This window comes from Acidovorax sp. BL-A-41-H1, assembly GCF_051942715.1.
In genome coordinates, this window is the sequence record NZ_JBPVJQ010000010.1 from 1 (window position 1) to 26,298 (window position 26,298).

30 protein-coding genes and 1 pseudogene are annotated in these 26,298 nt (G+C 65.6%); 12 read left to right on the forward strand and 19 right to left on the reverse strand.

The genetic code is table 11. The features are described 5' to 3' along the window. The 4 genes and pseudogenes from ACTPOI_RS23425 to ACTPOI_RS23440 form a co-directional block, all read right to left on the reverse strand. Positions 1 to 204 (reverse strand): annotated as a pseudogene (locus ACTPOI_RS23425) (heme o synthase); the annotation flags it as partial. After that, positions 201 to 1,385 (reverse strand): COX15/CtaA family protein, encoded by a 1,185-nt coding sequence (locus ACTPOI_RS23430; protein ID WP_440113456.1) that lies wholly within the window; start codon positions 1,383 to 1,385, stop codon positions 201 to 203. The pseudogene ACTPOI_RS23425 and the gene ACTPOI_RS23430, both read right to left, overlap by 4 nt. Beyond that, positions 1,382 to 2,125: an SCO family protein gene (locus tag ACTPOI_RS23435; RefSeq protein WP_440113459.1), complete on the reverse strand. Its 744-nt coding sequence runs from the start codon at positions 2,123 to 2,125 to the stop codon at positions 1,382 to 1,384. Before ACTPOI_RS23435 ends, ACTPOI_RS23430 begins: the two co-directional genes overlap by 4 nt. Then, on the reverse strand, positions 2,067 to 2,873 hold the full coding sequence (locus ACTPOI_RS23440) for an SURF1 family protein (protein ID WP_440113462.1): 807 nt from the start codon (positions 2,871 to 2,873) through the stop codon (positions 2,067 to 2,069). Before ACTPOI_RS23440 ends, ACTPOI_RS23435 begins: the two co-directional genes overlap by 59 nt. A gap of 15 nt (positions 2,874 to 2,888) precedes the next feature. Between ACTPOI_RS23440 and ACTPOI_RS23445 the strand changes: the two genes are divergently transcribed. Further along, positions 2,889 to 3,119, forward strand: coding sequence for a twin transmembrane helix small protein (locus tag ACTPOI_RS23445; protein WP_440113465.1), 231 nt, complete (start codon positions 2,889 to 2,891; stop codon positions 3,117 to 3,119). A gap of 122 nt (positions 3,120 to 3,241) precedes the next feature. Here the strand turns inward: ACTPOI_RS23445 and ACTPOI_RS23450 are convergent, their stop codons facing one another. The 8 genes from ACTPOI_RS23450 to ACTPOI_RS23485 all read right to left on the reverse strand — a co-directional run bounded on the left by ACTPOI_RS23450 (position 3,242) and on the right by ACTPOI_RS23485 (position 9,608). Beyond that, positions 3,242 to 4,123 carry a cytochrome c oxidase subunit 3 gene (locus ACTPOI_RS23450; protein WP_094291351.1) on the reverse strand — a complete coding sequence of 294 codons (882 nt, stop codon included), beginning with the start codon at positions 4,121 to 4,123 and terminating at the stop codon, positions 3,242 to 3,244. 64 nt (positions 4,124 to 4,187) lie between these two features. Further along, positions 4,188 to 4,412 carry a DUF2970 domain-containing protein gene (locus tag ACTPOI_RS23455; RefSeq protein ID WP_440113468.1) on the reverse strand — a complete coding sequence of 75 codons (225 nt, stop codon included), beginning with the start codon at positions 4,410 to 4,412 and terminating at the stop codon, positions 4,188 to 4,190. Further along, entirely contained in the window at positions 4,409 to 5,047 is a 639-nt protein-coding gene (locus ACTPOI_RS23460) for a cytochrome c oxidase assembly protein (RefSeq protein WP_440113471.1), read from the reverse strand. Before ACTPOI_RS23460 ends, ACTPOI_RS23455 begins: the two co-directional genes overlap by 4 nt. A gap of 18 nt (positions 5,048 to 5,065) precedes the next feature. Then, the gene (locus ACTPOI_RS23465; protein WP_212742253.1) at positions 5,066 to 5,176 is read right to left on the reverse strand and encodes a cytochrome oxidase small assembly protein; all 111 of its coding nucleotides are present in this window, start codon (positions 5,174 to 5,176) and stop codon (positions 5,066 to 5,068) included. Positions 5,177 to 5,187: 11 nt separating this feature from the next. After that, the gene (ctaD, locus tag ACTPOI_RS23470) at positions 5,188 to 6,819 is read right to left on the reverse strand and encodes a cytochrome c oxidase subunit I (protein ID WP_440113474.1); all 1,632 of its coding nucleotides are present in this window, start codon (positions 6,817 to 6,819) and stop codon (positions 5,188 to 5,190) included. 29 nt (positions 6,820 to 6,848) lie between these two features. Then, positions 6,849 to 8,018, reverse strand: coding sequence for a cytochrome c oxidase subunit II (gene coxB, locus ACTPOI_RS23475; RefSeq protein WP_440113477.1), 1,170 nt, complete (start codon positions 8,016 to 8,018; stop codon positions 6,849 to 6,851). Between the two features lie 59 nt (positions 8,019 to 8,077). Beyond that, positions 8,078 to 8,554 carry a DUF2244 domain-containing protein gene (locus ACTPOI_RS23480; protein WP_063458872.1) on the reverse strand — a complete coding sequence of 159 codons (477 nt, stop codon included), beginning with the start codon at positions 8,552 to 8,554 and terminating at the stop codon, positions 8,078 to 8,080. A gap of 151 nt (positions 8,555 to 8,705) precedes the next feature. After that, positions 8,706 to 9,608: a class I SAM-dependent methyltransferase gene (locus ACTPOI_RS23485; protein ID WP_440113480.1), complete on the reverse strand. Its 903-nt coding sequence runs from the start codon at positions 9,606 to 9,608 to the stop codon at positions 8,706 to 8,708. A gap of 34 nt (positions 9,609 to 9,642) precedes the next feature. Here ACTPOI_RS23485 and ACTPOI_RS23490 point away from each other — a divergent pair, with 34 nt between their 5' ends. Both ACTPOI_RS23490 and ACTPOI_RS23495 read left to right on the forward strand, forming a co-directional pair. Beyond that, positions 9,643 to 10,374, forward strand: a complete 732-nt coding sequence (locus ACTPOI_RS23490; RefSeq protein WP_440113483.1) for a ComF family protein — start codon at positions 9,643 to 9,645, stop codon at positions 10,372 to 10,374. 106 nt (positions 10,375 to 10,480) lie between these two features. Then, a complete protein-coding gene (locus tag ACTPOI_RS23495) occupies positions 10,481 to 11,008 on the forward strand; it encodes a tRNA (cytidine(34)-2'-O)-methyltransferase (RefSeq protein WP_252659122.1) in 528 nt (175 codons plus the stop codon). A 19-nt stretch (positions 11,009 to 11,027) separates the two neighbouring features. Here the strand turns inward: ACTPOI_RS23495 and ACTPOI_RS23500 are convergent, their stop codons facing one another. From ACTPOI_RS23500 to ACTPOI_RS23515, 4 genes are all read right to left on the reverse strand, one after another. After that, positions 11,028 to 11,960: a LysR family transcriptional regulator gene (locus tag ACTPOI_RS23500; RefSeq protein WP_094291359.1), complete on the reverse strand. Its 933-nt coding sequence runs from the start codon at positions 11,958 to 11,960 to the stop codon at positions 11,028 to 11,030. 173 nt (positions 11,961 to 12,133) lie between these two features. Next, positions 12,134 to 12,598 carry a MaoC family dehydratase gene (locus tag ACTPOI_RS23505; protein ID WP_056066019.1) on the reverse strand — a complete coding sequence of 155 codons (465 nt, stop codon included), beginning with the start codon at positions 12,596 to 12,598 and terminating at the stop codon, positions 12,134 to 12,136. 96 nt (positions 12,599 to 12,694) lie between these two features. Continuing rightward, entirely contained in the window at positions 12,695 to 13,312 is a 618-nt protein-coding gene (locus tag ACTPOI_RS23510; protein ID WP_440113490.1) for a nucleotide-binding protein, read from the reverse strand. Between the two features lie 130 nt (positions 13,313 to 13,442). Next, a complete protein-coding gene (locus ACTPOI_RS23515) occupies positions 13,443 to 14,081 on the reverse strand; it encodes a LysE family translocator (protein ID WP_094291362.1) in 639 nt (212 codons plus the stop codon). 425 nt (positions 14,082 to 14,506) lie between these two features. Here ACTPOI_RS23515 and kefC point away from each other — a divergent pair, with 425 nt between their 5' ends. Then, the gene (gene kefC, locus ACTPOI_RS23520; protein ID WP_440113493.1) at positions 14,507 to 16,411 is read left to right on the forward strand and encodes a glutathione-regulated potassium-efflux system protein KefC; all 1,905 of its coding nucleotides are present in this window, start codon (positions 14,507 to 14,509) and stop codon (positions 16,409 to 16,411) included. 240 nt (positions 16,412 to 16,651) lie between these two features. Here the strand turns inward: kefC and ACTPOI_RS23525 are convergent, their stop codons facing one another. Both ACTPOI_RS23525 and ACTPOI_RS23530 read right to left on the reverse strand, forming a co-directional pair. Continuing rightward, on the reverse strand, positions 16,652 to 16,975 hold the full coding sequence (locus ACTPOI_RS23525; RefSeq protein ID WP_440113496.1) for a hypothetical protein: 324 nt from the start codon (positions 16,973 to 16,975) through the stop codon (positions 16,652 to 16,654). 55 nt (positions 16,976 to 17,030) lie between these two features. Further along, on the reverse strand, positions 17,031 to 17,336 hold the full coding sequence (locus ACTPOI_RS23530) for a hypothetical protein (protein WP_440113499.1): 306 nt from the start codon (positions 17,334 to 17,336) through the stop codon (positions 17,031 to 17,033). A gap of 358 nt (positions 17,337 to 17,694) precedes the next feature. Here ACTPOI_RS23530 and ACTPOI_RS23535 point away from each other — a divergent pair, with 358 nt between their 5' ends. The 7 genes from ACTPOI_RS23535 (at position 17,695) to ACTPOI_RS23565 (ending at position 24,293) form a co-directional block, all read left to right on the forward strand. Next, positions 17,695 to 19,854: a TonB-dependent siderophore receptor gene (locus tag ACTPOI_RS23535; RefSeq protein ID WP_440113502.1), complete on the forward strand. Its 2,160-nt coding sequence runs from the start codon at positions 17,695 to 17,697 to the stop codon at positions 19,852 to 19,854. 31 nt (positions 19,855 to 19,885) lie between these two features. Further along, positions 19,886 to 21,028, forward strand: coding sequence for a PepSY-associated TM helix domain-containing protein (locus ACTPOI_RS23540; protein ID WP_440113505.1), 1,143 nt, complete (start codon positions 19,886 to 19,888; stop codon positions 21,026 to 21,028). 47 nt (positions 21,029 to 21,075) lie between these two features. Next, positions 21,076 to 21,906 (forward strand): hypothetical protein, encoded by an 831-nt coding sequence (locus ACTPOI_RS23545; RefSeq protein ID WP_094291367.1) that lies wholly within the window; start codon positions 21,076 to 21,078, stop codon positions 21,904 to 21,906. After that, complete coding sequence (locus ACTPOI_RS23550) at positions 21,903 to 22,253, forward strand: hypothetical protein (protein ID WP_094291368.1); 351 nt, start codon at positions 21,903 to 21,905, stop codon at positions 22,251 to 22,253. The genes ACTPOI_RS23545 and ACTPOI_RS23550 overlap by 4 nt, the downstream gene beginning before the upstream one ends. 157 nt (positions 22,254 to 22,410) lie before the next feature. Then, the gene (locus ACTPOI_RS23555; RefSeq protein WP_137745912.1) at positions 22,411 to 23,055 is read left to right on the forward strand and encodes a trimeric intracellular cation channel family protein; all 645 of its coding nucleotides are present in this window, start codon (positions 22,411 to 22,413) and stop codon (positions 23,053 to 23,055) included. A gap of 105 nt (positions 23,056 to 23,160) precedes the next feature. Then, on the forward strand, positions 23,161 to 23,853 hold the full coding sequence (locus tag ACTPOI_RS23560; protein WP_440113510.1) for a transglutaminase-like domain-containing protein: 693 nt from the start codon (positions 23,161 to 23,163) through the stop codon (positions 23,851 to 23,853). Further along, entirely contained in the window at positions 23,850 to 24,293 is a 444-nt protein-coding gene (locus tag ACTPOI_RS23565; RefSeq protein ID WP_440113513.1) for a PaaI family thioesterase, read from the forward strand. Before ACTPOI_RS23560 ends, ACTPOI_RS23565 begins: the two co-directional genes overlap by 4 nt. A gap of 356 nt (positions 24,294 to 24,649) precedes the next feature. On the opposite strand, the gene ACTPOI_RS23570 is transcribed toward ACTPOI_RS23565, so the two are convergent. Further along, positions 24,650 to 25,534, reverse strand: coding sequence for a LysR family transcriptional regulator (locus ACTPOI_RS23570; RefSeq protein WP_440113516.1), 885 nt, complete (start codon positions 25,532 to 25,534; stop codon positions 24,650 to 24,652). Between the two features lie 130 nt (positions 25,535 to 25,664). Between ACTPOI_RS23570 and ACTPOI_RS23575 the strand changes: the two genes are divergently transcribed. Further along, the gene (locus ACTPOI_RS23575) at positions 25,665 to 26,267 is read left to right on the forward strand and encodes a short chain dehydrogenase (protein WP_440113519.1); all 603 of its coding nucleotides are present in this window, start codon (positions 25,665 to 25,667) and stop codon (positions 26,265 to 26,267) included. Positions 26,268 to 26,298: the final 31 nt, after the last annotated feature.

Here is a 26,298-nt window from a genome sequence, read left to right on the forward strand (position 1 = left end):
CGCAGCGCCCGCCACCAGCCACACCCCGGCGCTGGCCAGCGCCATGTGGCCCAGTTGCGCGGCAGACGGCAAGCCGGGCACGGCCAGCACCATGCCGATCAGGGCACAGAAAACGATGAGCTGCACCACGCGGGGCTTGGTCAGCGCATAGAACTGCTGCATGCGCGAGGGCAAGGCAACAACGTGGGGTGGGGCGACACTCATGCGGACACTCTCGATGCGCCAGGCGACGCGGAAAACTCTCGGGAAACAGGCACGGCTGCACGGCTGGACACCAGGGCCCAGGTCAGCACCACAACCAGGGCCGCCGCGCCGCCGGTGTGCAGCACGGCGGCCACCAGCGGCCAGTCCAGGATCACGTTGGACAGCCCGGTGGCCAGTTGCAGCACCGACAAGCCCGCCAGCCAGCGCGTTTGCGCGCGCAGCGCGCCACTGCGGTGCAGGCGCCAGGCCAGCCATGCAAGCGCCGCCAGCACCACATAGGCCATGAGGCGGTGCACGTAGTGGATGGCAGTGAGGCCCGCAAAGCTGATGTGGCTGCCGTCCTGCAGCATGCCCAGCTTGCGCCAGACCTGGAAGCCCTGGGCAAAGTCCATGGCGGGCCACCAGCTGCCCTGGCAGGTGGGGAAGGTGGTGCAGGCCAGCACGGCATAGTTGGTGCTGACCCAGCCGCCCAGCACCACCTGCAGCGCCAGCAACAACCCCGTCCAGGCCAGGCCCCGGCGCAGTGCGGGCGAGATCACGGTGGGCAGGCGGCCTTGTGCCGCGTGGGTGTGGCGCACCGCCTGCACACACAGCAGCGCCAGCAACACCAGTCCACCGATGAGGTGCAGCGTGACGATGGCGGGGAAGAGCTTCATCGTCACCGTGAGCGCGCCAAAGGCCCCTTGCAGGCACACCCACACCAGCGTGACCGTGGGCCACCAGGGGCTGAGCGGAGGCGCCTCGGCCACGCCGCGCTGGGCCCGGCGGTGCTGCACCCAGGACGACACCGTGAGCACAATGATGAGCACGCCCACGCCGGTGGCCAGGTAGCGGTGGATCATCTCCACCCAGGCCTTGCCATGCGTGACGGGGCCTGTGGGCATGGCCTCTTGCGCGGCCGAAATTTCTGCACGCGCGCCCATAGGGCTGGCGTTGCCGTAGCAGCCGGGCCAGTCGGGGCAGCCCAGGCCCGAATCGGTGAGACGGGTGAAGGCGCCAAACAGCACCAGGTCAAAGGTCAGAAACAAGGTCAGCACCGTGAGCGCCTGCAGGCGCCGCATGGGCGAGCTGCGACGGTTGCGCACCCACACCCAGGCCAGCGGCCCCAATGCAATCAGCAGGCCCAGGAGCATCAGCTCCAGCACCGGCGCCAGGTCGTACAGCGGCTGGGTATCGCTCATGGCTGGCCCGGCCGCCCGGCGTCGTCCCAGGACGAGGAGGCGCGCAACAGGCGCTCCAGGTCCCGCTTGGCCTTGGCGGCGCCACTGGCATCCATGGCAGCAGGGAAGCGCATCATCCAGTTGCCCATGGGGTCCACCACATACAGGTGATCCGCCTGCTGCTGGCCCGCCGCCGGTGCGAGCCAGGCGTTGAGTGCAGCAGCATCCACGCGCAGCACCGTGGCTTTTTGCAGGGCGGGTGCCAGCGCGTCGGGGATGGCGGCGTTGTCGTTGACGAGCCAGACCCAGTCCAGGCGGTCTTTTTCCTTGCCCAGGCTTTCGCGCAGTTGCCGCTGCAGATACAGGTGGTTCTGGCAGACCGCATCACAGGCGCCACCGGCCACGCTCACCAGCAGCCACTGTCCCTTGAGCGAGGCCAGGGGCACCGGGGCACCATCCGGCGTAGCAACGGTGAGCGCAGGCAGGGTGCGCTGGGGATCGATCAGCTCTCCATAGTTGCGGCGGCCTTCAGGGCGGATCACGTAGTAGGTGAAGTACGAGGCGATCACCGGTGCCGCGCAGATCGCCAACACGCCCAGCATCTTCCAGCGACCATGGCGGGTGCGCTGCGCGCTGGCCACGGCATCTCCGGCCTCGGGCAAGGTGTGCACGGTCAGTCCGAGCGGGTGCTCGGCGTGGACTTCAGGGGGCAGGCTGGCTGCGCGGGCGAATGAACCGTCGGACGATTTGGAACCAGACATAAAGAAGTGCCATCAGGCCGCAGAGCCCGAACCATTGAAATGCGTAACCGTAGTGTTTATCGACGCCTGCGCCCACCACGGGCCAGTCGCGTTGCAGGCCGTCGCCCGCACCCACCGCCTCGCCCGTCTGCACCACGGTGAGCGGGGCGAGCGCCAGGCCGGTTTCGGTGCGAAACGCGGCCAGGTCGAGATTTTGCCGGATGCGGGAAGACCCCTCGGCGCCATGGCCGCCAGCACTGCTTTCGCCGCCGCCAAACTCATACAGCCGCGAGGGCGCGGCGGCCACGCGTCCCACCACGCGCACCACCACATCCTGCGGGGTTTGCACCTGGGGCAGCTGGGTGCGATCCTGAAAATTGCGCGGCACCCAGCCCCGCTGCACCAGCACCCCCCCCGAAGGTGTGCCCACCAACTGCAGCGGCGTCAGCACAAAAAACCCGGGGCGGCCATTCATCTGGCGGTTGTCGAGGTACACGGTGTGCTCGGGCAACCAGCGCCCCTCCAGCATCACCGCGCGGTGCACAAGGGTTTCGGCCTCTGCAGCTGCCATGGTGGGTTGCGACAGCAGCACACGGCCATCCATCGCCGGCATGCGACCACGCGCGTCCAGCATGGCCTGCAGGGCCTCTTTCTGCGCCGCACGCGACAGCTGCCAGCGCCCCAGCGACGCGGTAACCAGCATGCCCGCCACCGTGGCCAGCGTAATGAGCCAGAAACGCAGACCCAGGGGGCGGCGAATAGTGGTCACGGGATAATGTGCTCCATGAAATACCTCGTAGTGCTGGCGTTCATCGCCATTTTGGCCAGCCTCGCGTCGGCCTTGTTCTTCATGATGCGCAAAGGCCAGGGCAGCCAGGACGACAAGCGCAGGGGCAACCACATGGCCAAGGCACTGGCAGTGCGGGTGGGGCTGTCCATTGTGCTGTTTGTGTGCATTCTGATTGCCTGGCAGTTGGGCTACATCCAGCCCACCGGCCTGCCAGCAACCCGCTGACCGGGTTGGTTCCAGCGGGCGCCCTCGCCCGCTACAGGGGCGAATCTCCAGCCTTCTTGCTGCCCTCCCCTCCAACAAAAAAAGCGCCGCGAGGCGCTTTTTTTGTGGGTGCCGTGGGATGCTTACATCCAGTACACCAGGACGTACAGGCCGAGCCACACCACGTCCACAAAGTGCCAGTACCAGGCTGCACCTTCAAAGCCGAAGTGCTTGTCGGCGGTGAAGTGGCCCTTTTGCAGGCGCAGCGTGATCACCAGCAGCATCAGCATGCCCAGGAACACGTGGAAGCCGTGGAAACCGGTCAGCATGAAGAAGGTGGAGCCGAACACACCCGAATTGAGCTTGAGGTTCAAGTCGGTGTACAGGTGGTAGTACTCGTAGCCTTGCACCAGCAAGAAGACAAAACCCAGCAGCACCGTGGCCCACATGAAAGCAATCGTCTTGCCGCGATGGTTTTCACGCAGTGCGTGGTGGGCAATGGTCAGCGTCACACCCGAGGTCAGCAGCAGCGCGGTGTTGATGGTGGGCAGCCAGAAGGGGCCGACCGTCTGGAAGGGCTCGACGATGCCAGCTGGCGAGGCCGTCATACCGGCCGCCACGCTGGGCCACACCGCCTTGAAATCAGGCCAGAGCAGTGCGTTGTCGAGGCTGCCCAGTGCAGGCACCGAGTGTGCGCGCGCCCACCACAGAGCCGTGAAGAACGCGCCGAAGAACATCACTTCCGAGAAGATGAACCAGCTCATGCTCCAGCGGTACGAGAGGTCGATCTTGTGGCCGTACAGGCCCCCTTCGCTTTCGCGCACCGCGTCACCGAACCACTGGTACAGCGTGAACAGCCACCACACCAGACCCAGGGCCAGGGAATACTTGCCCCAGTCATGGCCGTTGATCCACTGGCCTGCGCCGAGGATGACAAAGAACAGGCCTGCAGCCGCCATCACCGGGTGGCGCGACTCGGCAGGCACATAGTAGTACGGGGTTCCGCCGTGGGTTGATGCACTCATTTCAGCTCCTGAATCTCAGATCTTTGTTTTCAGTCTTGTTGTCGATACGGGTCCAACAACCCGTTCACACTACCCAATTCACCAAGGCCATCAGCCCCATCACCAGCAAAAGAACCGCGACCAGCCCCACCACAATGATGTGCAACGGGTTGAGTTTTTCGACATCCTGCTGGTACTCGCTGCCCTTGCGCAGGCCAACGAGCGACCAGGCCACCGCGCGCACCGTGCGCAGCAGCGAGCCCTTGCGCTCCAGCGGCTTCACGGCGGATGGATCGAGGGGCGCATTCATGAGCCCACCCCCGTCACCAACACGCTGGGGGTGGACAGGGCGCCACCCATCGCCGCAGTCGACTCTGGTGCGGCTGGCGTCTTGCCACCCACTTCGAAGAACGTGTAGGACAGCGTGATGGTGGTCACATCCTTGGACAGGCGCGGATCGATCACGAAGGCCACGGGCCATTCCTTCTTTTCACCGGGCTCCAGCACATACTGGTTGAAGCAGAAACACTCCAGCTTGTTGAAGTGGGCTGCCGCCTGGCGCGGGGCATAGCTCGGAATGGCCTGTGCGGCCATGCGGCGGTTTTGCACGTTCTGGAATTCGTACATCACCGTGGCCAGCTCGCCAGGGTGCACCTGCACCGAGCGCTGGGCGGGCTTGAAGTCCCAGGGGCCGCGCGCGTTGGCGTCGAACTCCACGGTGATGGTGCGGCTCTTGTCTACCTGCGTATTCGCTGGCAGCTTCACGTCCTTGCCTGCCACGCCGTTGCCCGGCACCTGGCGCTCGGACAGCGACAGGATGTTGATACCCGTCATCTCGCAGATGTGCTTGTAGATCGGGATCAGCACGTAGCCGAAGGCGAACATGCCAGCCGCAATCACGACCAGCTTGCCGACCATCTTGGCGTTTTCGCGGCGCAGGCTCATGGCAGGTGGGGCCTCAGCTCAACGGGAGAGGAAGAACACCTTGGCCATGAACCCGACGAAGAACACCACCGCAATGGACGCCAGGATCAGCGCCATCCGCAGGTTGCTCTTTTTCTGCTCGGGTGTCATGGGCATGGTCCTCAACCGATCACACGGGTGGCCGTAACGTCCAGCTTGGGTGGGTTCTCAAAGGTGTGGAAAGGCGCAGGGGATGGGACTTCCCATTCCAGGCCCTCGGCACCATCCCAAGGCTTGGCAGCGGCCTTTTCACCCTTGCCACGCATGGCGGGCACGATGACGGCCAGGAAGAAGTACACCTGCATCAGACCGAAGCCGAATGCGCCCACGGAAGCAATCGCATTGAAATCAGCGAACTGCATGGGGTAGTCGGCATAGCGGCGGGGCATGCCAGCCAGGCCCAGGAAGTGCATGGGGAAGAACGTGATGTTGAAGGTGATCAGCGAACCCCAGAAGTGGATCTGGCCACGGGCTTCGGAGTACATCACGCCCGTCCACTTGGGCAGCCAGTAGTACACGCCAGCGAACATGGAGAACAGCGAACCAGCCACCAGCACGTAGTGGAAGTGGGCCACCACGTAGTACGTGTCTTGCAGTTGGATGTCGATAGGGGCCATGGCCAGAATCAGGCCGGTGAAACCACCCATGGTGAACACGAAGATGAAGCCCACGGCAAACAGCATGGGTGTCTCAAACGTCATGGAGCCGCGCCACATGGTGGCGATCCAGTTGAAGATCTTCACGGCCGTGGGCACGGAGATCAGCATGGTGGCGTACATGAAGAACAGCTGGCCGGTCACGGGCATGCCGGTCGTGAACATGTGGTGGGCCCACACGATGAACGACAGGATGGCGATGGACGAGGTGGCGTACACCATGGAGGCGTAACCGAACAGCTTCTTGCGAGCGAACGCGGGCACGATCTGGCTGATGATGCCGAAGGCCGGCAAGATCATGATGTACACCTCGGGGTGGCCGAAGAACCAGAAGATGTGCTGGTACATCACGGGGTCGCCGCCGCCAGCGGGGTTGAAGAAGCTGGTGCCGAAGTGGCGATCCGTCAGCGTCATGGTGATCGCGCCAGCCAGCACGGGCATCACGGCAATCAGCAGGTAGGCAGTGATGAGCCAGGTCCAGGCGAACATGGGCATCTTCATCAGCGTCATGCCGGGGGCACGCATGTTGAGGATGGTCACGATGATGTTGATCGAGCCCATGATGGACGAGGCCCCCAGGATGTGCATCGCGAAGATGCCAGCGTCCATGGAGGGGCCCATCTGCAGAGTCAGCGGCGCATACAGCGTCCAGCCGGCGGCGGGGGCGCCACCGGGCATGAAGAACGATGCCACGAGCATGATGGCCGCAGGAATCATCAGCCAGAAGCTGAAGTTGTTCATGCGGGCAAAGGCCATGTCGGATGCGCCGATCTGCAGCGGGATCATCCAGTTCGCGAAGCCCACGAAGGCCGGCATGATGGCGCCGAACACCATGATCAGGCCATGCATTGTGGTGAGCTGGTTGAACAGCTCGGGGTTCACCAGTTGCAGCCCGGGCTGGAACAGCTCGGCGCGGATCAGCAGCGCCAGAACGCCGCCCACCATGAGCATGGTGAAGGCGAACAGCAGGTACAGCGTGCCGATGTCTTTGTGGTTGGTGGCGTACACCCAGCGGCGCCAGCCGGTGGGGCCATGGTGGCCATGGTCGTCGTGTGCGTGGTCGCCCGCGTGACCGTGGTTGTCGAGAACTGCGCTCATGTTGGATTCCTCAATACGTTGGGCGATGATTACTTGCCGCGCTGGGCCACGATTTCAGCAGGCTGCACCAGCTGCCCGGTCTTGTTGGACCAGGAGTTTTTCGTGTAGGTCACCACAGAGGCAATATCGGTATCGCTGAGCTGTGCCCAGGCAGGCATGGCCCCATTGGCAGCGCCCTTGAGCAGGATCTGGATCTGCTTGGCGTGGTCGGCGTCCAGCACCACGGCTGAGGCGTCCAGGGCCTTGATGGGGCCTGCGCCCTTGCCATTGGCCTGGTGGCAGGCGGCGCAGTTCGCGGCATACACCTTCTCGCCACGCTTCATGATGTCGTCCATCGTCCAGACCTTGGTCGGGTCGTCCAACTTGGCGGCGGCCTTCTTCTTCTGGTCGGCCACCCAGGCGGTGTAGTCTTCAGCAGACACGACCTTCACGTGGATGGGCATGTAGGCATGCTCCTTGCCGCACAGCTCGGCGCACTGGCCGTAGTAGTCACCGATCTTCTCGGCGCGGAACCAGGTGTCACGCACAAAGCCGGGGATCGCATCCTGCTTGATACCGAAGGCAGGCACCATGAAAGCGTGGATCACGTCATTGGCCGTGGTGATGATGCGGATCTTCTTGCCAACAGGCACCACCATCGGGTTGTCCACCTTGAGCAGGTAGTCGGCGGGCGCGTCTGCCACCTTGCCGCTGTCAGACATCACGCGGTGGCTGCTGTCCAGCGTGGAGATGAACGCCAGGCCTTCGCCTTCGCCGGTGATGTAGTCATAGCCCCACTTCCACTGGTAACCCGTGGTTTTGATGGTGAGGTCGGCGTTGGTGGTGTCCTTCTGCGCCACCAGCACCTTGGTGGCGGGCAGGGCCATCAGGATCACGATGATGAAGGGGATGATGGTCCAGACCACTTCGACGGTGACGGACTCATGGAAGTTGGCCGACTTGGCGCCCTTGGAGCGGCGGTGCTTCCAGATCGAGTAGAACATCACGGAGAACACTGCAACAAAGATCACCGTGCAGATGATCAGCATCATCCAGTGCAGAAAATGCTGCTCTTCAGCAATTTTGGTCACTGGGGGATGCAGGTTCAGCTGGTTGACTGCAGGGCCACCAGGCAGGTCCTGGACGGCATGGGCTGCGGAGCCCACCCATGCACCGGCAATCAGCAGCGGAGAAGCCAGCTTGTTGGAAATGCTCTTCATAGTTCTCACTTACTTCTAAGCCTCAATTTAACCAATCCCTTGCACAAGCCTGCGTGGGGTCAGGCGGCGCGCAAGGCCATGCGGATCTCCGATGCCAGGGCCGGTCGAAGTTCGGGGCGCACGAAGCGCCCCACCTCAACGGATCGACCCTGCGCAGACAGCATGATGAGCGAGTGATCTCCGGTCTTGGGCTCTACACGAACCCGGCTCCGGTCAAACTCTGCGCGCTCCAGCCGGCCTGCCGTCTCCCGTTCCACCACAAGGCGCGAGCCTTGCAGCGAAATCCTCTCGCCATCCGCCGCATGGCGACCGTACATGGCGAATGCAATTCCTACAGCCAAGATTTCGAGCCACGCAAAGGGCATCACCAGGTAGGCGCCGAGCATCCAGAAGCACGTTGCGATCCCCAGGGACACCAGGCACAAGGACAGATACATCCACCCCAACTGTGCCGGCGTGACCGAGCAATTCCGGGCCAAGCGCCAGTCAATGCGCTGACCCGACACCGTGGCAAAACGTAAAACCAAGCCCGTCACAGGTCGTGCCCACAAGGCTGCTGGCGCACCGTTTGTGGGGCCTCAGGCACCACAGGCGCAGCCCGCAAATTTGCGCGGGAAGATGCCCGAAATCTCAATAACCCTGAATTGTAGCGTGCCTTGTTCCAAGTCATTGACACGGAGTTACAGGTTAGTTTTCTTTGCCGCCCTTGCGCAACATCAAGCGCATGTCCTGCAGCGAAACCGTGCTGCTGGAGTCCATGCGCACCCTTGGTGCGGGCTTGAAAGCGTGGCCATAAATGATTTCAAAAGTCAGTGCCAACTGACCTCCCTGCTGCGGATCAGCAAGCCGCTCGGCCAGCACGGCGTAGAGCTTGTCGCGCCAGCGCCGTCCGCGCAATGAGGGAAAGCGATCAGGGTGCAGATTGCAGCCCAGCTCGCGCAGCTCCTGCACCAGCCGCTCGGGTGTGGCAAACGTGAGCGTGATGCGCTCCATGTCCATCACCGGCTCGGCAAAACCGGCGTGCACCAGCATGTCGCCCCAATCGTGCATGTCGGTAAACGCATGGCCCGCCGGAGGCCAGCCCAGGGCCGCATACACCCCGTGCAGCTCCCGCAGCGTGTCGGGCCCCAGGCACGAGAACATCAGGTAGCCATCCACCGCCAGCGCGCGGTGCCACTGCGCGATCAGGGCCTGCGGGTCTGCGGCCGTGTGCAATGCCATGTTGGCCCAGAGCATCTGCACGCTGGCATCGGCAGGCAGGCCCCACTGGGGACTGGCGGCGCTCCAGCGCGAAAGGCTCCACCAGGGCTTGGCCAACGCCTGCCGCACCACCGGCTCGCAATGCGCGGCAGACTCAAACACCTGACAACGGGCCTCGGGATAGCGGGCACTCACCAGCGCATGGGCCTGCAGGCCGCCGCGCAAGGCATCCCAATGGCACCAGGACGCAGGCGCCTGGCGAATCCACTGCAGGCGGTCCTCCATGCGGCGGGCCACCTCTTCATGGAGCCAGGGGGACAAGGCAGGTGCAGCGGCCTGCCAGCGGGCAGCAGCAATGGGATCGATGGTGGGGGGGCGCTCGGAGGACATGGCAGCTCACAGGGACGCGCGAGTATATTGATTCATGCTTTTTCAAGGATTGCCAGGGCTTTCACGCCACTTGCGGGGCTTGCGGGGCCTGGCCGACCGCGTGCCCAGTCAGTGTGCCGCTTGCCATGCCTGGCCGTCGCAGCGCATCTGCAACGCCTGCGTGGCCCGGTTCGCCCAACCCGCCAGCCGCTGCCAGCGCTGCGCATTGCGGGTGCCCACAGGGGTGGCCGTGTGCGGCACCTGCCTGCAGCACCCGCCAGCCTTTGATGCCTGCCTGGCCGCCGTGGACTACGCCTACCCCTGGTCCGCCGCGCTGGCGGACTTCAAGTTCCGGGCGGACCCCGGCTGGGCCCGCACGCTGGCCACCCTGCTGCGCAGCACGCCCTGGGTGGAGCCCGCAGTCGATGCGGCAGATTGGGTGCTGCCCGTACCACTGTCTACCGAACGCCTGCGCGAACGCGGTTTCAACCAGTCGGCCCTGCTGGCGCAGCACCTGGCGGGCGCCAAGGCCGATGTGCACAGCCTGCTGCGCCTGCATGCCACCGAGGCCCAAAGTGGCCTGCCACGCGCCCAGCGGCTGCGCAACCTGAAAGGTGCATTTGCCGTGGAACCCGCCCGCGCCGCCGCCCTGCGGGGGCAGCGCGTGGTGCTGCTGGACGACGTGATGACCACGGGCGCCACCGTGCATGCCGCCACGCTGGCCCTGCGCGAGGCCGGGGTGGCGCATGTGGCGGTGGTGGTATTGGCACGCACCGCACTGGAATAGACAGGCCGCCGCACGCGCTGCGCATTGCCCCGGCGCCTGCCAGGCGGGATACTTTTGATTACGAGCGGTTGCTCAACTCACATCCGGGACGAAGACAATAGCGGGCATGTTCCACATCGTCCTCGTCGAGCCCGAAATCCCGCCCAACACCGGCAACATCATTCGCCTGGCGGCCAACACGGGTTGCACGCTGCACCTGATCGAGCCCCTGGGGTTCTCGATGGAGGACCGGCTGATGCGCCGCGCGGGGCTTGATTACCACGAATACACCCGGGTGCTGCGCCACAGCGGCTGGACGGCCTTTTTGCGCGACGCGCAACCCGACCCCACGCGCATGTTCGCCATGACCACACACGCCTCGCAGCCGGTGTTTTCCACCTGCTTCCTGCCGGGCGACTGGTTGGTGTTTGGTGCCGAAACCCGGGGGCTGCCCGCCGAATTGCGTGAGAGCTTTCCCCCCGCCCAGCGCCTGCGCCTGCCCATGGTGGCAGGCCAGCGCAGCCTCAACCTGTCGAACGCCGTGGCGGTGACGGTGTTCGAGGCCTGGCGCCAGAACAGTTTTGCCATGCCCGACGGCCAGATCACCGTCGAGCCCGAGGGCACGATCATCAGCGGGTTCGCGCAGCTCAACTGAGCGGGCCGCACTACCCAAGCTACCCGCGTTTCTCCGCCATCGCAAGCGGCACCTGCTCGGTCAAGAAGTCCAGAAACACCCGCGTGCGCGCTGGCAGCATGCGGCCCGAAGGCAGCGCTGCATAAATGGTGTAGCGCGAAAAAATCCAGTCCGGCAGGATATGCACCAGCTCACCCCGGGCCAGGTGCTCCTCGGCCAGCAGGCGCGAGGTGACAGCCACACCCGCCCCGTCCACGGCGGCGCGCATCAGCAGCTCGGTGCTCACCGACTGCAGCACGGCAGGCGCTTCCACCTCCTCGTCGGGCACATCGGCCCGCAGCGACTGCAGGCGCAGCTTGCGGCCCGGGCCCATCTGCGCACGCACGGGCGCGCTGGAGTCCCGCAGATAGTCGTGGTTCACCAGGTCCTGCGGCTCACGCGGAATGCCCCGGCGCTTCAGGTAGTCGGGCGACGCCACCACGATGGCCTCGCCCTGCACCAGCGAGCGCGCGACGATGTTGGCGTCAAAATCCTCGCCCGCCACCATGATGGTCACATCGAACTCGTCCACGCGGCTGGAGGCATAGGCGTCCATGCTGATGTCCAGCATGAGCTTGGGGTGGCGGGCATGCCACAGCGCCACCATGGGCGCGAGGAAGTTGGTGGCCAGCACAGGCGCCGCCACGATACGGATGGTGCCGCGCAGGTCGCGCGTGCTCGCGGCAGCCGCCGCCTCGGCGTCGTCGATCTCGTGCAGGATGGCGCGCACCCGCTGCAGGTACGACTCCCCCGCATCGGTGAGCGCCAGCTTGCGGGTGGTGCGCTGCAGCAGCCGCGTGCCCAGGTGCTGCTCCAGCTCGGCCACCATGCGGGTGACCACTGGGGGCGACATGTCCATGGCACGGGCGGCGGCGGCAAAGCCGCCCTCTTCCACCACGCGCTCGAAAATTTTCATGGCTTGCAGGCGGTCCATGGTTCAAGCCTCCTGCCCAACAACACCAACACACAACGCTGGCATCCAGCCACTCCCCTCTCCCCTCGCGGGAGAGGGGCCGGGGGAGAGGGGGCCGCAGCCCGGGCACTGTGCCTGTGCGCCCCCTCTCCCCCACCCTCCCCCACAAGGGGAGAGGGAGTATGCTGAGCCTGCTACGCCGGAGCGCCAAAATTGCGCGCCAGCGACTCGGCCACGCACACCGGCTTGTCGCTGCCCTCGCGCTCCACGGTCACCAGCCAGGTCATCTGCATGCCATCGGGTGCCACGGGCTCTGCAGCCTGCAAGGTGAGGCGTGCGCGCAGGCGGCTGCCCACCGGCACCGGTGCCGTGAAGCGCACCTTGTTCAGCCCGTAGTTCACGCCCATGCGCGCACCCTCGATGGTCAGGCCCGTCTCGAAAAACTGCGGGATCAGCGACAGCGTGAGAAACCCGTGTGCGATGGGCGCGCCAAACGGCCCGGCCTTGGCACGCTCGGGGTCCACATGGATCCACTGGTGGTCGCCCGTGGCCTGGGCAAACAGGTTGACCTGTTCCTGCGTGATGGTGATCCAGTCGGTCACGGCGACCTCCTGGCCCACGCAGGCGCTGACTTCGGAATAAGAGCGGAAGATTTTCATCGTCGCAATGTAGCCCCGCGCCTAGGCGCGCCTTGTCTGCCGGGTGACAGGTGTTTTCCCGGGGGGCTGGTGGTGGGTTGCGCTTCACGCTGTCCTTCAAGAATTGAGCCATGCACAGATGCCCTGCCACTGCTCCAAGTCGCGCGCCACGCGGCCCGGGGCCACATCAAACAGCGTCAGGCCGTGGGCCGCCAGGTGCACATAGTTCTGCGTGTCGCGCAGGTAGCCCAGCACGGGAAATCCGAGGCTGTCCACAAAGTGGTGCAACTGCTCGGCCGCCTTGGTGCGGGCATCCACGCGCATGCCCACGATGCCGATCTGCACGCCCTCGGCGCGGCGGTGCTCGGCCAGCTGGTCCAGAAAACTGCGTGTGGCGAAGATGTCGAACACGCTGGGCTGCAGCGGCACGATGATCTTGTCGGCCAGCTTGAGCACATCGTTCAGGCGCCAGCCGTGCAGCCCGGCGGGCGTGTCAAGCACCGCATGCGTCGTGCCCTTGGGCGGGCGGCTGATCACGTCCGAGCTGGTGTCCCAGCCGCCAATGACGCGCGCAGCCGGAGGGCGCAGACCCAGCCAGAGCCGGGCGGATTCCTGCCGGTCGGTGTCGCCCAGGATCACGGGATGCCCCTGGCTGGCAAAGTAGCCCGCGATGTTGGTGGACAGCGTGGACTTGCCCACGCCGCCCTTCGGGTTGGCGACAACAACTACTGGCATGACAAGCTCCTTGGAATCTGCAGGTCCATGAAAAATACAAGCCAAATCAGCCCTCTGCGCCTGATAGCCAAGCGCTTCAAGCTATCAAATCAAGAGCATAAAGACATCGCCACACGCAAGCAACACGCCCTCAGGCGTGCTGGCCACCGCGCTTGACGAAAAACAGCCCTGCCCCCACCGCCATCAGCAAGCCGCCAAACACGCGGTTCTGCGCCCGCACGGCGCGGGCGCTGCGCATCAGGCGGCGCAGCGCGCTCGCCCCAAAAGCGTAGCCGTGCATCACCACCACGTCCACCGTGACAGTGGTGGCGGCCATCACCAGCAGCTGCGTCCACAGCGGGCGCGTGTCGGTCATGAACTGGGGCAGCACAGCCACCATGAAGATGATGCCCTTGGGGTTGGTGGCGTTGGTCAGGAAGCCGGTGAGGCAGCGCTTTTGCCAGGTGCCAGCGGCCTCGTGCGCATCGCCCTGCGCGATGGGCGCATCGCCCGCGCGCCATTGGTTGAAACCCACGTAGATCAGATAGCAGGCACCCAGCACCTTGACCACACTGAACGCCACCTCGGACGCCAGCAGCAGCGAGCCCACGCCCGCCCCGGCAATCAGCAGGATCAGCAACAGGCCCAGTTGCAGGCCCAGAATGGTGGCGCCCGTCTTGCGCACGCCAAACGACAGGCCATGGCTCATCGACAACACCGCGCCCGAACCCGGCGACACCGCTATCAGGCACGATGCCGCAAAAAAAGCCAGCCAAGTCTGCAAGTCCATGAGTCAACAAGCCCGTGTGCGAAGAAGGGCCCGCATCTTAACAACGCCACCACAGGTCAACCATGGTTTTTTGCATAAAAATGGCCTCTTCTGCGCGACCCTATTGCCTTACAAGCTATCAAAAGTGAAGCACAAGAATTCCATGCCTTGCGCACCCGCCCCAAGGGATCCTCTGCACGAATCGGGCGGCAAGTGGGCGCTGCGGATCGGGATGGGCTGCAAGGCGCAAAACGCAGCAATAGCCGTAGCTATTGCGAGTATTTGCAACGCCGCAGACCGCCCGAGACCGCAGATGCACACGGCGCGGTGATTTGTGCAGAGGATCCCAACCGCTGCGGCAATGCCAGAATCCTGACAACCCCACGCCCGCCCGCACCCTGCGGCGCCTGCCCCACGCCACCGCCTGCATTGCCCTCTGCCTATCTATGGAACACGCCCCCACCTGGCTCACCTACGGTTTCCTGTACCTCACCGCCGCCGTGCTGGCCGTGCCCATCGCCAAGGCGCTGGGCCTGGGCGCCATCATTGGCTACCTGGCGGCAGGCATCGCCATCGGGCCCTGGGGCCTGGGGCTGGTCAGCAACGTGCAGGACATCCTGCACTTTGCCGAATTCGGCGTGGTGCTCATGCTCTTCCTGGTCGGGCTGGAGCTGCAACCCAGCCGCCTGTGGGCGCTGCGCCGCCCCATCTTCGGCACCGGCACGGCCCAGGTGCTGGGCTGCGCGGCCGTGCTGTTTGCGCTGGGCGCGCTGGCCGGCCTGCCCTGGCGCGTGAGCCTGGTGGGCGCACTGGGCCTGGCGCTGTCGTCCACGGCGATTGCACTGCAGGTGCTGGCCGAGCGCAACCTCATGCGCACACAAAGCGGCCAGGCAGGCTTTTCGATTCTGCTGTTCCAGGACGTGGCCGCCATCCCCATCCTGGCGCTGCTGCCGGTGCTGGGCGCTGCCGCGGGTGACGGGGCAGGCCACACCCCGGGCGAGATGCTGCTGGAGGTGCTCAAGATCGTCGGCGTGATCGCCGCCATCATCCTCGGCGGGCGCCTGCTGCTGCGCCCCGTGCTGCGCTGGATCGCCAAAAGCAACACCCCCGAAATCTTCACCGCCGCCGCGCTGCTACTGGTGGTGGGTATTGCGTACCTGATGGTGCTGGTGGGCCTGTCGATGGCGCTGGGCGCCTTCCTCGCCGGCGTGCTGCTGGCCGACAGCGAATACCGCCGCGAGCTGGAGGCCGACATCGAGCCGTTCAAGGGCCTGCTGCTGGGGCTGTTCTTCATCGCCGTGGGCATGAGCATCGACTTCGGCGTCATCCTGCGCTCGCCCGGGCTCATGGCCGCCATCCTGGTCGGCTTTCTGGCGGCCAAGGCCGTGGTCATCTACGCCCTGGCCAAGGTGGTGGAGATTCCCTACCAGGAGCGCCCTGTATTCACCCTGCTGCTGGCCCAGGGCGGCGAGTTTGCGTTTGTGGTGTTCCAGGCCGCCGCCGGCGCCAACGTGTTCCCGACCGAGACTGCCTCGCTGCTCATCGGTGCCGTGGCGCTGTCGATGCTGATCAGCCCCCTGCTGCTTGTGGTGATGGACCGCGTGCTGCTGCGCCGCTACGCCCAGCTCAAAAACACAACGCCCCAGGCCGAAGAAATTTCCGAACCCCAAGAGGCACCCATCATCATCGCGGGCTTCGGCCGCTACGGCCAGATCGTCTCGCGCGTGCTGCTGGCCCAGGGCATCCCCACCACCGTGCTGGACCACAGTGTGGACATGCTGGAAGTGGCCCGCACCTTTGGATACCGCGTGTTCTACGGCGACGCCACGCGGCTCGACCTGCTGCGCATCGCCGGAGCCGAACACGCGCGCATCCTGGTGGTGGCCGTGGACGATGCCGAGCAGTCCCTGCAAATCACCAAGCTGGCGCGCGAACACTTCCCCCACCTGCAGATCGTGGCCCGCGCCCGCGATGTGACGCACTGGAACAAGCTGCGCGACCTGGGCGTGACCCTGGTGCAGCGCGAACTGTTCGAGTCCAGCCTGCAAAGCGCCCACACCGTGCTGGAGCTGATGGGCCTGCCCCCCGCGCAAGCCACCGCCATCACCCAGCGCTTTCGCACCCACAACATCGCACTGGCCGACCGCATGTACCCCCACCACAAGGACCGCGCCAAATTCATCGCCGTGGCGCGCGAGGGGCGCAACCAGTTCGCGGAGCAGATGGCGCGGGAGCGGCAGGAGAGTGCGGCGCTGAACGCCACGGGGGCGGAGTACCCGGGGTATGGCGGGGTGGGGGGTGCCGAAGACGGAGATGGGGCTGCCCCTATCCAAAAATTGGATAAAAAATAGGCTTTCCCCGCTCGACCACTATGCCTTTTTAGCTATTCATTTGATAGCAAAATGATTTCATGCGGTGTGGAGGACTTCAGACAGCGCATCTGAAGGGGTGGCCAGCTCTACAAAGTGGCGCGCAAACCGCTTTCGCGCCAGTGACAAATGGCTTTTGCGCCACTTATGTGGCGCGATTTCTTCTCGCAACATACAAACTGACGCATCGGTACTGGCCGACGGGCATCCAGCACACCACGCCTACGCCACCATCAGCGAGGCACACAACCAACACAGCGCAAACCACACCAAGGCAACAGGCAGGGCGCACACGATGCGCAGCCACGAAAACCCTTTGTCCATACCCGCCCGCCGCTGTGCCATAGCCTGGAGCCAAGCCGATCCCGCTTCACCCAGCAGATACAGCGGCGGCCCCACGGCAAGCAGAAGTGCCCACCGCGCTCGGGAGCGCGGTAAGTCCGGCCACAGTTGCACCAGCAGCAAACCGCACACCACCAGCCAGGCCAGCGCAATCGGCACGAGCCAGCGGGCCCAGGCGGCCGGAGGCGTTCGCTCGCCGCTCATCGGGGCAAGCTCCTGGCTCGCTGGGCGGTCCATGCCCTACCCAGCTCACCCAGGGCTATCGGGCAGTGTGTTTTTGAAAGTGTTTCCACGGTTTTCCATTCAAAATGATCTCCGCCACCAGCCAGGCAGCCAGCGATGCGCTCACCAGACTGCCCATGCTGGCGTTGAAGCCCACCGCTACAGCCGCCCACCACCCCAGCAAAGCGCACAGTGCCACCAGCAACACACACCAGGCGCACAACGACGCTGCAGACCGTGGCGGATGGTCCGCCAACCAGCCCACCACATACGGAGCCGCCAGCAGGACCAGGGCAACAGCCATACACAGCGCCAAGAGGGCGTACGGGTGTGCAATTTTCATTGGGCGGGCTCCTATCAGGCGTTGAGCGGACCGGCTGGCAAGGCCGCGCTCCGGCTTTCCAAGCGGCATGACGCCACGGTGGGTTGGTGCGCCATCAGCGCAATGAAATTTAAGCCGATTGCACCGCATGCGGCCCGTTGTTGGCAACTTCCCTATCGATGCCTGTCCCGCAACGCCGTGCTGGCCGTCCGGTCGCAGCACTAGGCACTGCGGCTCCTCACACGCCAGTCACACCATTGCAAATTTCAAACGATAACCATTCGCATTACAATTCACAACATCCCGCCAGCCAACGTCCCCTGTCACGTGAGCCAGCGCCCCCAGCGTTTGTTGTCCGCTCAATTTCATCGGGACCCCCATGCCTTCTCAGCCCCTGCGCTCCGCGCACGCCGCGCGCTTGCCATCCGTCCGCGCGGCCCGCCTCTTCACCCTGACCCCGCTGGCTCTGTGCCTCGCCCAAGCTGCCATCGCACAACAGGCCAGCACACCGGCAGCAGACGCAGCAACGGCCGCCCCCCAGCTCCAAGAAGTCCGCATCAACGCCAGCACCGAAAAAGACATGGGCTTTGCGCCCGTAGAGGCACAGACCGCCAGCAAGGCGCCCATGCGGCGGTTGGAAACCCCACAGTCCGTCAGCGTGGTCACGCGCGAGCAGATGGAATCCCGGCAGATCACCAACGTGCAGCAAGCGCTGCAGACCGTGGCGGGCGTGAGCCCGGTCAACTTTGGGCGCCGGGGGTTTGATGACCTGAACATCCGGGGCTTTCGCTCCACCGAATCCATCCTTGTCGATGGCCTGGTGCAAAGCCCGGGCATGTGGGCCAAGCTGCAGCCCTACGGCTACGAGCGTTTTGAGGTTCTCAAAGGCTCGGCCTCAGTGTTGTACGGCCAGGTGCAGCCCGGCGGCATCGTCAATGCGGTGAGCAAGCGGCCCAAGAAGGAGGCGATCAACGAGGTGGGTGTGGAGGTGGGCAGTTTTGACCAGCGCACGCTGCAGGCCGACATCAACCGGCCGCTGTCCGAATCGGGCAAGACGGCGCTGCGCATCAATGCGCATGTTTCCAACGTGGACGACCCCACGCAGTTCGTTTACCGCAAGGACCGCTGGTTTGCGCCGTCGCTCTCCATCGACCTGGGCCCGCAGACCGACCTGGTGCTGTTTGCCACCTACAGCCAGAGCCAATGGATGCGCCAGCAGGGCATCACGCCCTACGGCACGCTGCTGCCCAACCGCAACGGCACGCTGCCCGTCACGATGTTCACGGGCGACCCAAGTTTTGGCGGGTATGACGTAGAGAGCAAAACCGTGGGCTACACGCTAGAGCACAAGATGTCGGAGGCCATGACCTTCCGCCATAACGTGCGCTACGAGACCGAGAAGGGCACGGGCAACTTTGTCTCCAACCAGGCGCTGCAGGCCAACCAGCGCCTGCAGAACCGCCAGGCCTCGCGCCAGTACATGGACTACGACCTGCTGGCCACCGACACCTCGCTGCTGTCGCGCTTTGAAGCGCTGGGCGTGAAGCACCAGTTGGTGACGGGCCTCGATGCGCGCAGCGGCACCAGCCTGCTCGCCAGCCGCACCTGCCGCATCGGTGCGCTGGACCTGTTTGCGCCCGTGTATGGCATGCAGGCCACCTGCCCCGAGGCGCTGACGCAGGATGCGCCCGCCAAACTCACCGTGGCCGGGCTGTATGCGCAGGACCAGATCAAGTTTGGCCAGGGCTGGACGGCCCTGGTGGGCCTGCGCCGCGACTGGTCCACCACCGATACGAACAACCGCGTGGCCAACACACAGACGCGCCAGAAGGACAACGCCACCACGCTGTCGGCCGGGCTGGTGTACGAGTTCAAGCCCGGCTGGGCCGCATATGGCAGCTATGGCGAGTCGTTCCTGCCCCAGTCGGGCCTGACGTTTGCAGGATCGAACTTTGTGCCCGAAACCGGCAAGCAGTGGGAGGCGGGCGTGAAGTACGAGGCCCCCGGTGGCCAGGTCACCGGTGCGCTCGCCGTGTTTGACCTGGTGCGCGAGAACGTGACCACGGCCGACCCAGTGAACACGGGCTTCAGCGTGCAGACCGGCGAGCAGCGCGCACGCGGGCTGGAGCTGGAGCTTGGCGCGGACCTGAAGAACGGCTGGAAGCTGACCAGCGCCTACACCTACACGCAGACCAAGGTCACGCGTGACACCAACGCCGCCATCGTGGGCAAGCCACTCAACCTCACGCCGCGCCACACGCTCACGGCCTGGGCCACGTACAAGCTGCCGCAGTACCAGCGCGTGACGCTGGGCCTGGGCGGGCGGTATGTGAGCGAGCAGATTGGCTCCTACCCGTTCACCTTGCCTTCGTACTTTGTGGCCGATGCGTCCATCAGCTACGTGGGTGAGAACTACCGCGTGACTGCGGGCGTGAAGAACGTGTTCAACAAGGCGTATTACGACGGCGCGATCAACGCCAACGTGGTCTCGCCCTCGCTGCCACGCAACTTCAGCCTGGGCGTGACGTACTTCTTCTGACGCAGCGCTCCACCCCCGCCACCCGCACGCCATGACCAGCCAGCGCACGCTCAACCGCCTGTTCGCCCTGCACTCCTGGGCGGGTATCGTCACGGGGCTGCTGATGTTCATCGTGTGCTTTTCGGGTGCGGTGGTGGTGTTCAAGCACGAGATCGACCTGTGGGCCAACCCTTCACTGGCAAAGCTGCCACGCTCTGAAAAGCCGGCCTCGCTCGACGCGGTGCTCACGCAGCTGCAGACCCGCTACCCTGGCGCGACGGTGGAGACCATCGCGCTGCCGGATGCCGTCAACCCGAGCTACTTCGCGTTCGTGCGCGAACGCGGAGCCCCGGCCAGCACGCGCACCAAGGTGGCCTTGCGCTCCGACACGGGCACGGTGGTCGGCCCGGTGGACAGCCAGCTGGGCCAGTACCTGCGCATGCTGCATGTGTTTTTGTTCTTCGGGCCGCGCTGGATCGTGGGGTTCCTCGGCGTGGCGATGCTGGTGCTGATTGCCACGGGCATCGTCATCCACCGCAAGATCCTGGCCGAGCTGTTCACCCAGCGCTGGGGCCGCAGCTTTCGGGTGGTGATGTCGGACCTGCACAAGTCTGCGGGCATCTGGGGGCTGGGCTTTCACATCCTGATTGCAGCCACAGGCGCATGGATGGGGCTGGCGCCGCTGTTTGAGCAAGGCTACCAATACATCACCACCCCTGCAGCAATGGCCGCCGCCAAGCCCGCGCGCAAGGCAGAGGCCAGCGAGCCCGTGCCCATGCAGTCGCTGGACGCGCTGTATGCCACCGCGCAGCAGGCCGTGCCGGGGCTGGAGGCGCGTTATGTGTCGCTGCGCCGCTGGGGCAGCAGCACGGCCGAGGTGGGTTTCACCGGCAACCTGCGCGATCACCTGGCCAGCACCGCGCGGGTGGACATCCATGCCGCCACGGGCGTGCCGAAGAAGGTGCACGACCCGCGCACGGCGGGCTTCTGGTCGCTGGTCAATGGGCTGATGGAGCCCCTGCACTTTGGCGACTTTGGCGGGCTGGCGCTGAAATGGCTGTATTTCTTTCTGGGCATGACACCCGCGTTCCTGTCCATCTCGGGCACGTTGATCTGGCTGGATGCGCGCCAGCAGCGCAGGCGCGAGGCGGAGGCTGCGCAGGGTGCTGCGGGCGGCATCGCGGCTGCGGGCTGACACCAACGCCAAGCGTCCCCCTTCATAGCTTCCCAGCTTCGCTCCCCATGCAACGTTTATTTCTGGCCCTGCATGCCACCACGCCCGCCGCGCTCATCGTGGCGGTGTTTGTGCACTTGTGGGGGCCTTCGGGCCTGCCCTCGCTGGCGCAGCGGCCCGTGTGGGCGGTGTGGGCCCTCATCGGCGTGTGGCTGCTGCTGTCGGCCCTGGCCGCATGGGCGCTGCGCACGCTGGCGCTGTGGCGCGTGGCGCTGGGCGGCGCGGGCGGGTTGCTGGCCCTGGCGGGCATCACGGGCCTCGCGCTGGGCAGCGCGCTGGCGCCTGCCATGTTCGCCAGCCTGGTTGCCGTGGGCCTGGCCTGCGCAGGCATCGCGGCCTTTATCGGGCCCCAGCGAGTGCAGGCGCCCCGGCGCAAGGTGGTGCGCCATGCAGCGGCCACCGCAGGCACCAAAACACATCCCGCCACGAACCGCCGCCGCTGGCATCCGCGCGGCTGGGGCGTTGGGGTGGTGCTGGCCCACGGGCCGTTCTGGCTGAGCGGTGTGCTGGCGGTGGAATCCTTCCGCCTGGCGCACATCGTCGCGACCGAGCCCGCGCGCTCGTCGGGCATGCTGGGCCTGCTTCTCGCGATGCTGGTGGCCCTGCCCGCCGCCACCCTGCGCCACTGGGCGCCCCGCACCTCGGCCGCGCTATGGCTGCTGGCCGCGCTGGCCTTTGGCGGCCTGGCGGCCAAGGCGGGTCTGTGGCAGTGGGCCGCCGCTGCGGTGCTGTGCATGGCCGCTGCAGGCGCGCCGCTGCTACGGCGGCAGCACCTGCTGCGTGCCCTGCGGCGGCAACCGGCGCAGCCCCGCAGCCACCACCCTTCGGAGGCCGCATGACCGAGGAACTCATCGGCGCCAGTGCCGCACTGGCATCGCTGATCGGCCTGAGCCATTGGGCGCGGTCCGTGCCCACCCGCGCCTGGGGCGACGGCACCCCAGACCGCACCCGGGCCTGGGCCATCGCGCTGGGCACGATGGTGCTGCAGGGCATGGCGGCGGTCACTGCCGCCGGGCCCACTGCGGGGGTGGCCCTGGTCATCGCCGCCTGGATGGCCCTGGGCTGGCTGCTGGTGTTGGCCATGAACCTGTGGCCGCAGGCCGCGCTGCGCTGGGCGTGGCGCCTGGGGGCACTGGGGGGCGCGGGTTGTGTGGTGGCGCTGGGGTGGCTGCTGGTGCGGGGGTAAGCCGGGGGCGCCTCTCTGCGGGCGCACCCAACCTGAGATATGAGAAAAACAGGCCTTTGCGCCTGATCAGCATGCCTTTATAGCTATATTTTTTATAGCAATTGCACACACAACGACTCACCCGGCGCCGCCCGCGCTCCACGGCACAATCGCGCCCATGGACCAGTTGCTCGACGCCCCCTGGGTGCACACCCTGCGCTTTCTTCTGGAAGTGGCCGCCACCGTGGCCTTTGCGCTGTCCGGCGTGATCGCCGCCGCGCGCAAGCGGCTCGACGTGGTGGGCGTGTGTGTGGTGGCCTTTGTGGCCGCCTTTGGCGGCGGCACGCTGCGCGACCTGCTGCTGGACCAGCGTCCCTTCTTCTGGGTGCGCCACACGGGTTTTGTCTGGGGCATCCTGGCCCTGTGTGTGGGCGCCATGCTGTTCATGCGCCAGCGCCACTTCAAGCCCACCGAACGCGCCATGCTGCTGCCCGACGCCATCGGCCTGGGCCTGTTTGCCGCCGTGGGCGTGGACATTGCCACCGCCATCGGCATGCCTCCCATCATCAGCGTGATGATGGGCGTGACCACCGGCGTATTCGGCGGCGTGCTGCGCGACGTGCTGTGCAACGAAGTGCCACAGGCCTTCAGCGACCACCGGCCCTATGCCCTGTGCGCCTTTGCCGGTGGCTGGGCCGACGTGGCCCTGCGCCATCTGCAGGCGCCCGACTGGGCCCCGCTGGTGGTCTGCGTGCTGCTCACGGCCGGGCTGCGTGGGCTTGCGCTGTGGCGCAACTGGGAGCTGCCTGCGTGGCGGGTGTGATGGGGGCATCGAGCCCCTGCCGCGCCGGGCTGGCGCGCCTGTGACAGCATCGGGGGCACAGAGGCCACACACTGATCTTCGACAGACTGCAGGAGACAACCGCCCATGACCAGCACCCCCACGCCCGCCCACCTGCGTGCCACGGCACTTATCGACAGCGACGCCCCTTCCATCCAGGCCTTTGCTGCCCAACATGCGCACGGCGCCACCGACCGCGAACGCGCCGTGGCCCTGTACCTGGCCGTGCGCGACGGCTTTCGGTATGACCCGTACCGCATCGACCTATCGCCGCAGGGCATGGCAGCCAGCACGGTGCTGGCCAACGGCCACGGCTGGTGCGTGCCCAAGGCCGCGCTGCTCACCGCCGTGTGCCGCGCGGCAGGCATACCGGCGCGCATGGGGTTTGCCGATGTGCGCAACCACCTCAGCACCGAGCGCATGCGCGAGACGATGAAGACCGATCTCTTCATCTGGCATGGCTACACCGACATCTGGCTCGATGGCGCCTGGCGCAAGGCCACACCCGCCTTCAACATCGAGCTGTGCGAGCGCTTCGGCCTGCTGCCGCTGGAGTTCGATGGCGAGAAAGATTCGATCTATCACCCGTTCGACAAATCCGGCGCCCGCCACATGGAATATGTGCACCAGCGCGGCGCGTTCGACGACATGCCGCTGGCGCAGATCGTGGCGGACTTCCGCACGGTGTACAGCGGCTGGCTACCCGAGGACGGCGCCACCCACAGCAGCTTGCAGGGCGCCAGCTTTGCGCAGGATGTGGAGAAAGAGGCACGCGCATGAGCAGCCATGCCGAGATCCCGCCGGGCTTTGCGCCGCTGCAGTCCGGCGGCCCGTTCATCCAGCACAACGGCCCGCTCTATTTGCGCCACGAAGGCAGCGTGGTGCAGTTCGGCTTTCGCGTGGAGCGCCGCCATGTGAACCCCATGAACAACCTGCACGGCGGCATGATGGCCAGCTTTTGCGACATGCTGCTGCCGCTGTCGGTGCACCGCAAAAGCGATCAGGTGGCCGACCGTTTTCTGCCCACCATCAGCCTGCAGATCGACTACCTGGCCCCCGCCCCGCTGGGCGCCTGGGTGCAGGGCGAGGCCGAGCCGCTGCGTGTCACGCGCTCGCTGGTGTTTGCGCAAGGGCTGGTCACCGCCGATGGCGTGCCCTGTGCGCGGGTGAGCGGGGTGTTCAAGATCGGGCCTGCGGTGCCGCCGGCTGCGGTGGAGTAGCCTTCCTGGCTTGCAATACTTGGGTGATGGACAACATCACGATCGCGCTTCTGATAGCCGCAGCTTGCGTCTTTGTCGCGGCCTCAATGTGGCGCCGCAACAGGAGCGAGAAGTGGAACGCCTCGTACAGGTGCTACCAATGTGGCGCGCCCCTGCGCGGGGGTTCAAAGACCGTTCGCCTCCGGATGTCGGAGACGGGCCCGGCCGAGGTCGTCGACTTTTGCCATCGCTGCGCGCGGCATAGGGTCCTGTGGGGTTGGCTTGTGACCATCCTTGTGGCTCTCATCATTGCGCTGGGATGGTACGTGGCATCTCATTGAAAGCGTCCGGCGCCCGACACGCGCATGGGGTCGAGCCTACTCCCCCAAATCCCCCACCACAAACTCCACAAACCGCGCCAGCTTGGGCAACTGCCGCCGGTCGGGCGCATACACCAGGTGCACCGGCCGCGGCACGGGCAGGCAGTGCTGCATCACCGGCACCAGCGCGCCGCTGGCCAGATCATCGGCCAATAGCACCTCGGGCTGCATGATGAGCCCAAGGCCCCGCAGCGCCGCTCGGCGCAGGCCGTCGCCCTGGTTGCACACAAAGCGCGCGTTCTCGGGCCAGAAGAACTCCTCGTTGCCGTCGCGCAGCGTCCATTCCACCCGGCGCTGCCACACCGAGTGGCTCAGGCATTGGTGCCGCGCCAGGTCGGCCGCGCGTTCGGGCGTGCCGTTGCGCTGCAGGTAGGCAGGGGCTGCGGCAATCACCATGCGGTAGGGGCGCAGCGGGCGCGCCACCAGGCCCTCGTTCACCACCTGGCCAATGCGCACGGCCACATCAAAGCCCTCGCCTGCCAGGTCCACCACGCTGTCGGTGAGCTGCAGGTCCACACGCACCTGGTCGTGGTGCTGCAGAAAGTCGGCCACCAGCGGCGCGATGACGTGATTGCCCAGCGTGAACGGCGCACTCACCCGCAGCAGGCCCTGGGGCACGGCGCGGCTGCGCTCTACGGCCGATTCCGCCCAGCGCACCTGCTCCAGCACACGTTTGCTGTCTTCATAGAACGCGGCGCCCACCTCGGTCAGACTGTTCTGGCGCGTGCTGCGCTGGAACAGGCGCGCGCCCAGATGGGCTTCGAGCTGCTGAATGTGCTTGCCCACCATCACCGCCGATATCTGCAACTGGCGCGCTGCGGCGGCAAAGCTGCCCGCCTCGACCACGGCCACCATGACTTCCATGTTGCGCAGCTTGTCCATGGTTCCTGGATATTCCTAATCAATAGTTAGTTCAAGCATAACTTGAAGGAACTTTATGCATTGATTGATTAGCAAAAGAATCGGGTTGTCAGTTCCTCATCAACCCTTTTTGACACCCAAGGAAAACACCATGTCCAAGATTCTTCTCATCGGCGCCAGCGGCACCATCGGCCAGGCCGTGCTGGCCAACCTGGGCGCGCGCCACGAAGTGATCACCGTGGGCCGCAGCAGCGGCACGCACCGCGCGGACTTTTCGCAGCCAGGCGCGGTCGCCCGACTGTTCGAGGCTGTGGGCAAGGTGGATGCGATTGTGAGCACCGCAGGCAACCTGCACTTTGGCCCGCTGGCAGAGATGACGGCCGAGCAGTTCAACATCGGCCTGCAGGACAAGCTGCTGGGCCAGGTGCAACTGGCACTGGTCGGCCAGAAATACTTGAACGACGGCGGCTCTATCACGCTGACAGCGGGCATCCTGTCGATCGAGCCCGTCCGCAACGGCGCCAGCGCCACGGCGGTGAATGCGGCCATCGAAGGTTTTGTGGCCGCCGCCGCCATCGAGCTGCCGCGCGGCCTACGCATCAACGCCGTCAGCCCCACGGTACTGACCGAATCCATGGGCACCTATGGTCCTTTCTTCCCCGGCTTTGAACCGGTGCCCGCAGTGCGCGCGGCCCTGGCCTACCAGCGCAGTGTGGAAGGGGCGCAGACGGGACGCGTGTACCGCGTGCGGTGAGCGTAAGCTGAGCCCCAGAAATTCCAGCAAA

Coding starts and splice junctions, on each gene's coding strand:
- ACTPOI_RS23450 (WP_094291351.1), bottom strand. CDS start 4,123: ATGAGTGCATCAACCCACGGCGGAACCCCGTACTACTATGTGCCTGCC.
- ACTPOI_RS23495 (WP_252659122.1), top strand. CDS start 10,481: ATGTTCCACATCGTCCTCGTCGAGCCCGAAATCCCGCCCAACACCGGC.
- ACTPOI_RS23555 (WP_137745912.1), top strand. CDS start 22,411: ATGGACCAGTTGCTCGACGCCCCCTGGGTGCACACCCTGCGCTTTCTT.
- ACTPOI_RS23515 (WP_094291362.1), bottom strand. CDS start 14,081: ATGGACTTGCAGACTTGGCTGGCTTTTTTTGCGGCATCGTGCCTGATA.
- ACTPOI_RS23505 (WP_056066019.1), bottom strand. CDS start 12,598: ATGAAAATCTTCCGCTCTTATTCCGAAGTCAGCGCCTGCGTGGGCCAG.
- ACTPOI_RS23455 (WP_440113468.1), bottom strand. CDS start 4,412: ATGAATGCGCCCCTCGATCCATCCGCCGTGAAGCCGCTGGAGCGCAAG.
- ACTPOI_RS23490 (WP_440113483.1), top strand. CDS start 9,643: ATGCTTTTTCAAGGATTGCCAGGGCTTTCACGCCACTTGCGGGGCTTG.
- ACTPOI_RS23575 (WP_440113519.1), top strand. CDS start 25,665: ATGTCCAAGATTCTTCTCATCGGCGCCAGCGGCACCATCGGCCAGGCC.
- ACTPOI_RS23570 (WP_440113516.1), bottom strand. CDS start 25,534: ATGGACAAGCTGCGCAACATGGAAGTCATGGTGGCCGTGGTCGAGGCG.
- coxB (WP_440113477.1), bottom strand. CDS start 8,018: ATGAAGAGCATTTCCAACAAGCTGGCTTCTCCGCTGCTGATTGCCGGT.
- ACTPOI_RS23435 (WP_440113459.1), bottom strand. CDS start 2,125: ATGTCTGGTTCCAAATCGTCCGACGGTTCATTCGCCCGCGCAGCCAGC.
- ACTPOI_RS23565 (WP_440113513.1), top strand. CDS start 23,850: ATGAGCAGCCATGCCGAGATCCCGCCGGGCTTTGCGCCGCTGCAGTCC.
- ACTPOI_RS23485 (WP_440113480.1), bottom strand. CDS start 9,608: ATGTCCTCCGAGCGCCCCCCCACCATCGATCCCATTGCTGCTGCCCGC.
- ACTPOI_RS23465 (WP_212742253.1), bottom strand. CDS start 5,176: ATGACACCCGAGCAGAAAAAGAGCAACCTGCGGATGGCGCTGATCCTG.
- ACTPOI_RS23535 (WP_440113502.1), top strand. CDS start 17,695: ATGCCTTCTCAGCCCCTGCGCTCCGCGCACGCCGCGCGCTTGCCATCC.
- ACTPOI_RS23500 (WP_094291359.1), bottom strand. CDS start 11,960: ATGGACCGCCTGCAAGCCATGAAAATTTTCGAGCGCGTGGTGGAAGAG.
- kefC (WP_440113493.1), top strand. CDS start 14,507: ATGGAACACGCCCCCACCTGGCTCACCTACGGTTTCCTGTACCTCACC.
- ACTPOI_RS23560 (WP_440113510.1), top strand. CDS start 23,161: ATGACCAGCACCCCCACGCCCGCCCACCTGCGTGCCACGGCACTTATC.
- ACTPOI_RS23445 (WP_440113465.1), top strand. CDS start 2,889: ATGAAATACCTCGTAGTGCTGGCGTTCATCGCCATTTTGGCCAGCCTC.
- ACTPOI_RS23550 (WP_094291368.1), top strand. CDS start 21,903: ATGACCGAGGAACTCATCGGCGCCAGTGCCGCACTGGCATCGCTGATC.
- ACTPOI_RS23545 (WP_094291367.1), top strand. CDS start 21,076: ATGCAACGTTTATTTCTGGCCCTGCATGCCACCACGCCCGCCGCGCTC.
- ACTPOI_RS23510 (WP_440113490.1), bottom strand. CDS start 13,312: ATGCCAGTAGTTGTTGTCGCCAACCCGAAGGGCGGCGTGGGCAAGTCC.
- ctaD (WP_440113474.1), bottom strand. CDS start 6,819: ATGAGCGCAGTTCTCGACAACCACGGTCACGCGGGCGACCACGCACAC.
- ACTPOI_RS23430 (WP_440113456.1), bottom strand. CDS start 1,385: ATGAGCGATACCCAGCCGCTGTACGACCTGGCGCCGGTGCTGGAGCTG.
- ACTPOI_RS23460 (WP_440113471.1), bottom strand. CDS start 5,047: ATGAGCCTGCGCCGCGAAAACGCCAAGATGGTCGGCAAGCTGGTCGTG.
- ACTPOI_RS23540 (WP_440113505.1), top strand. CDS start 19,886: ATGACCAGCCAGCGCACGCTCAACCGCCTGTTCGCCCTGCACTCCTGG.
- ACTPOI_RS23525 (WP_440113496.1), bottom strand. CDS start 16,975: ATGAGCGGCGAGCGAACGCCTCCGGCCGCCTGGGCCCGCTGGCTCGTG.
- ACTPOI_RS23530 (WP_440113499.1), bottom strand. CDS start 17,336: ATGAAAATTGCACACCCGTACGCCCTCTTGGCGCTGTGTATGGCTGTT.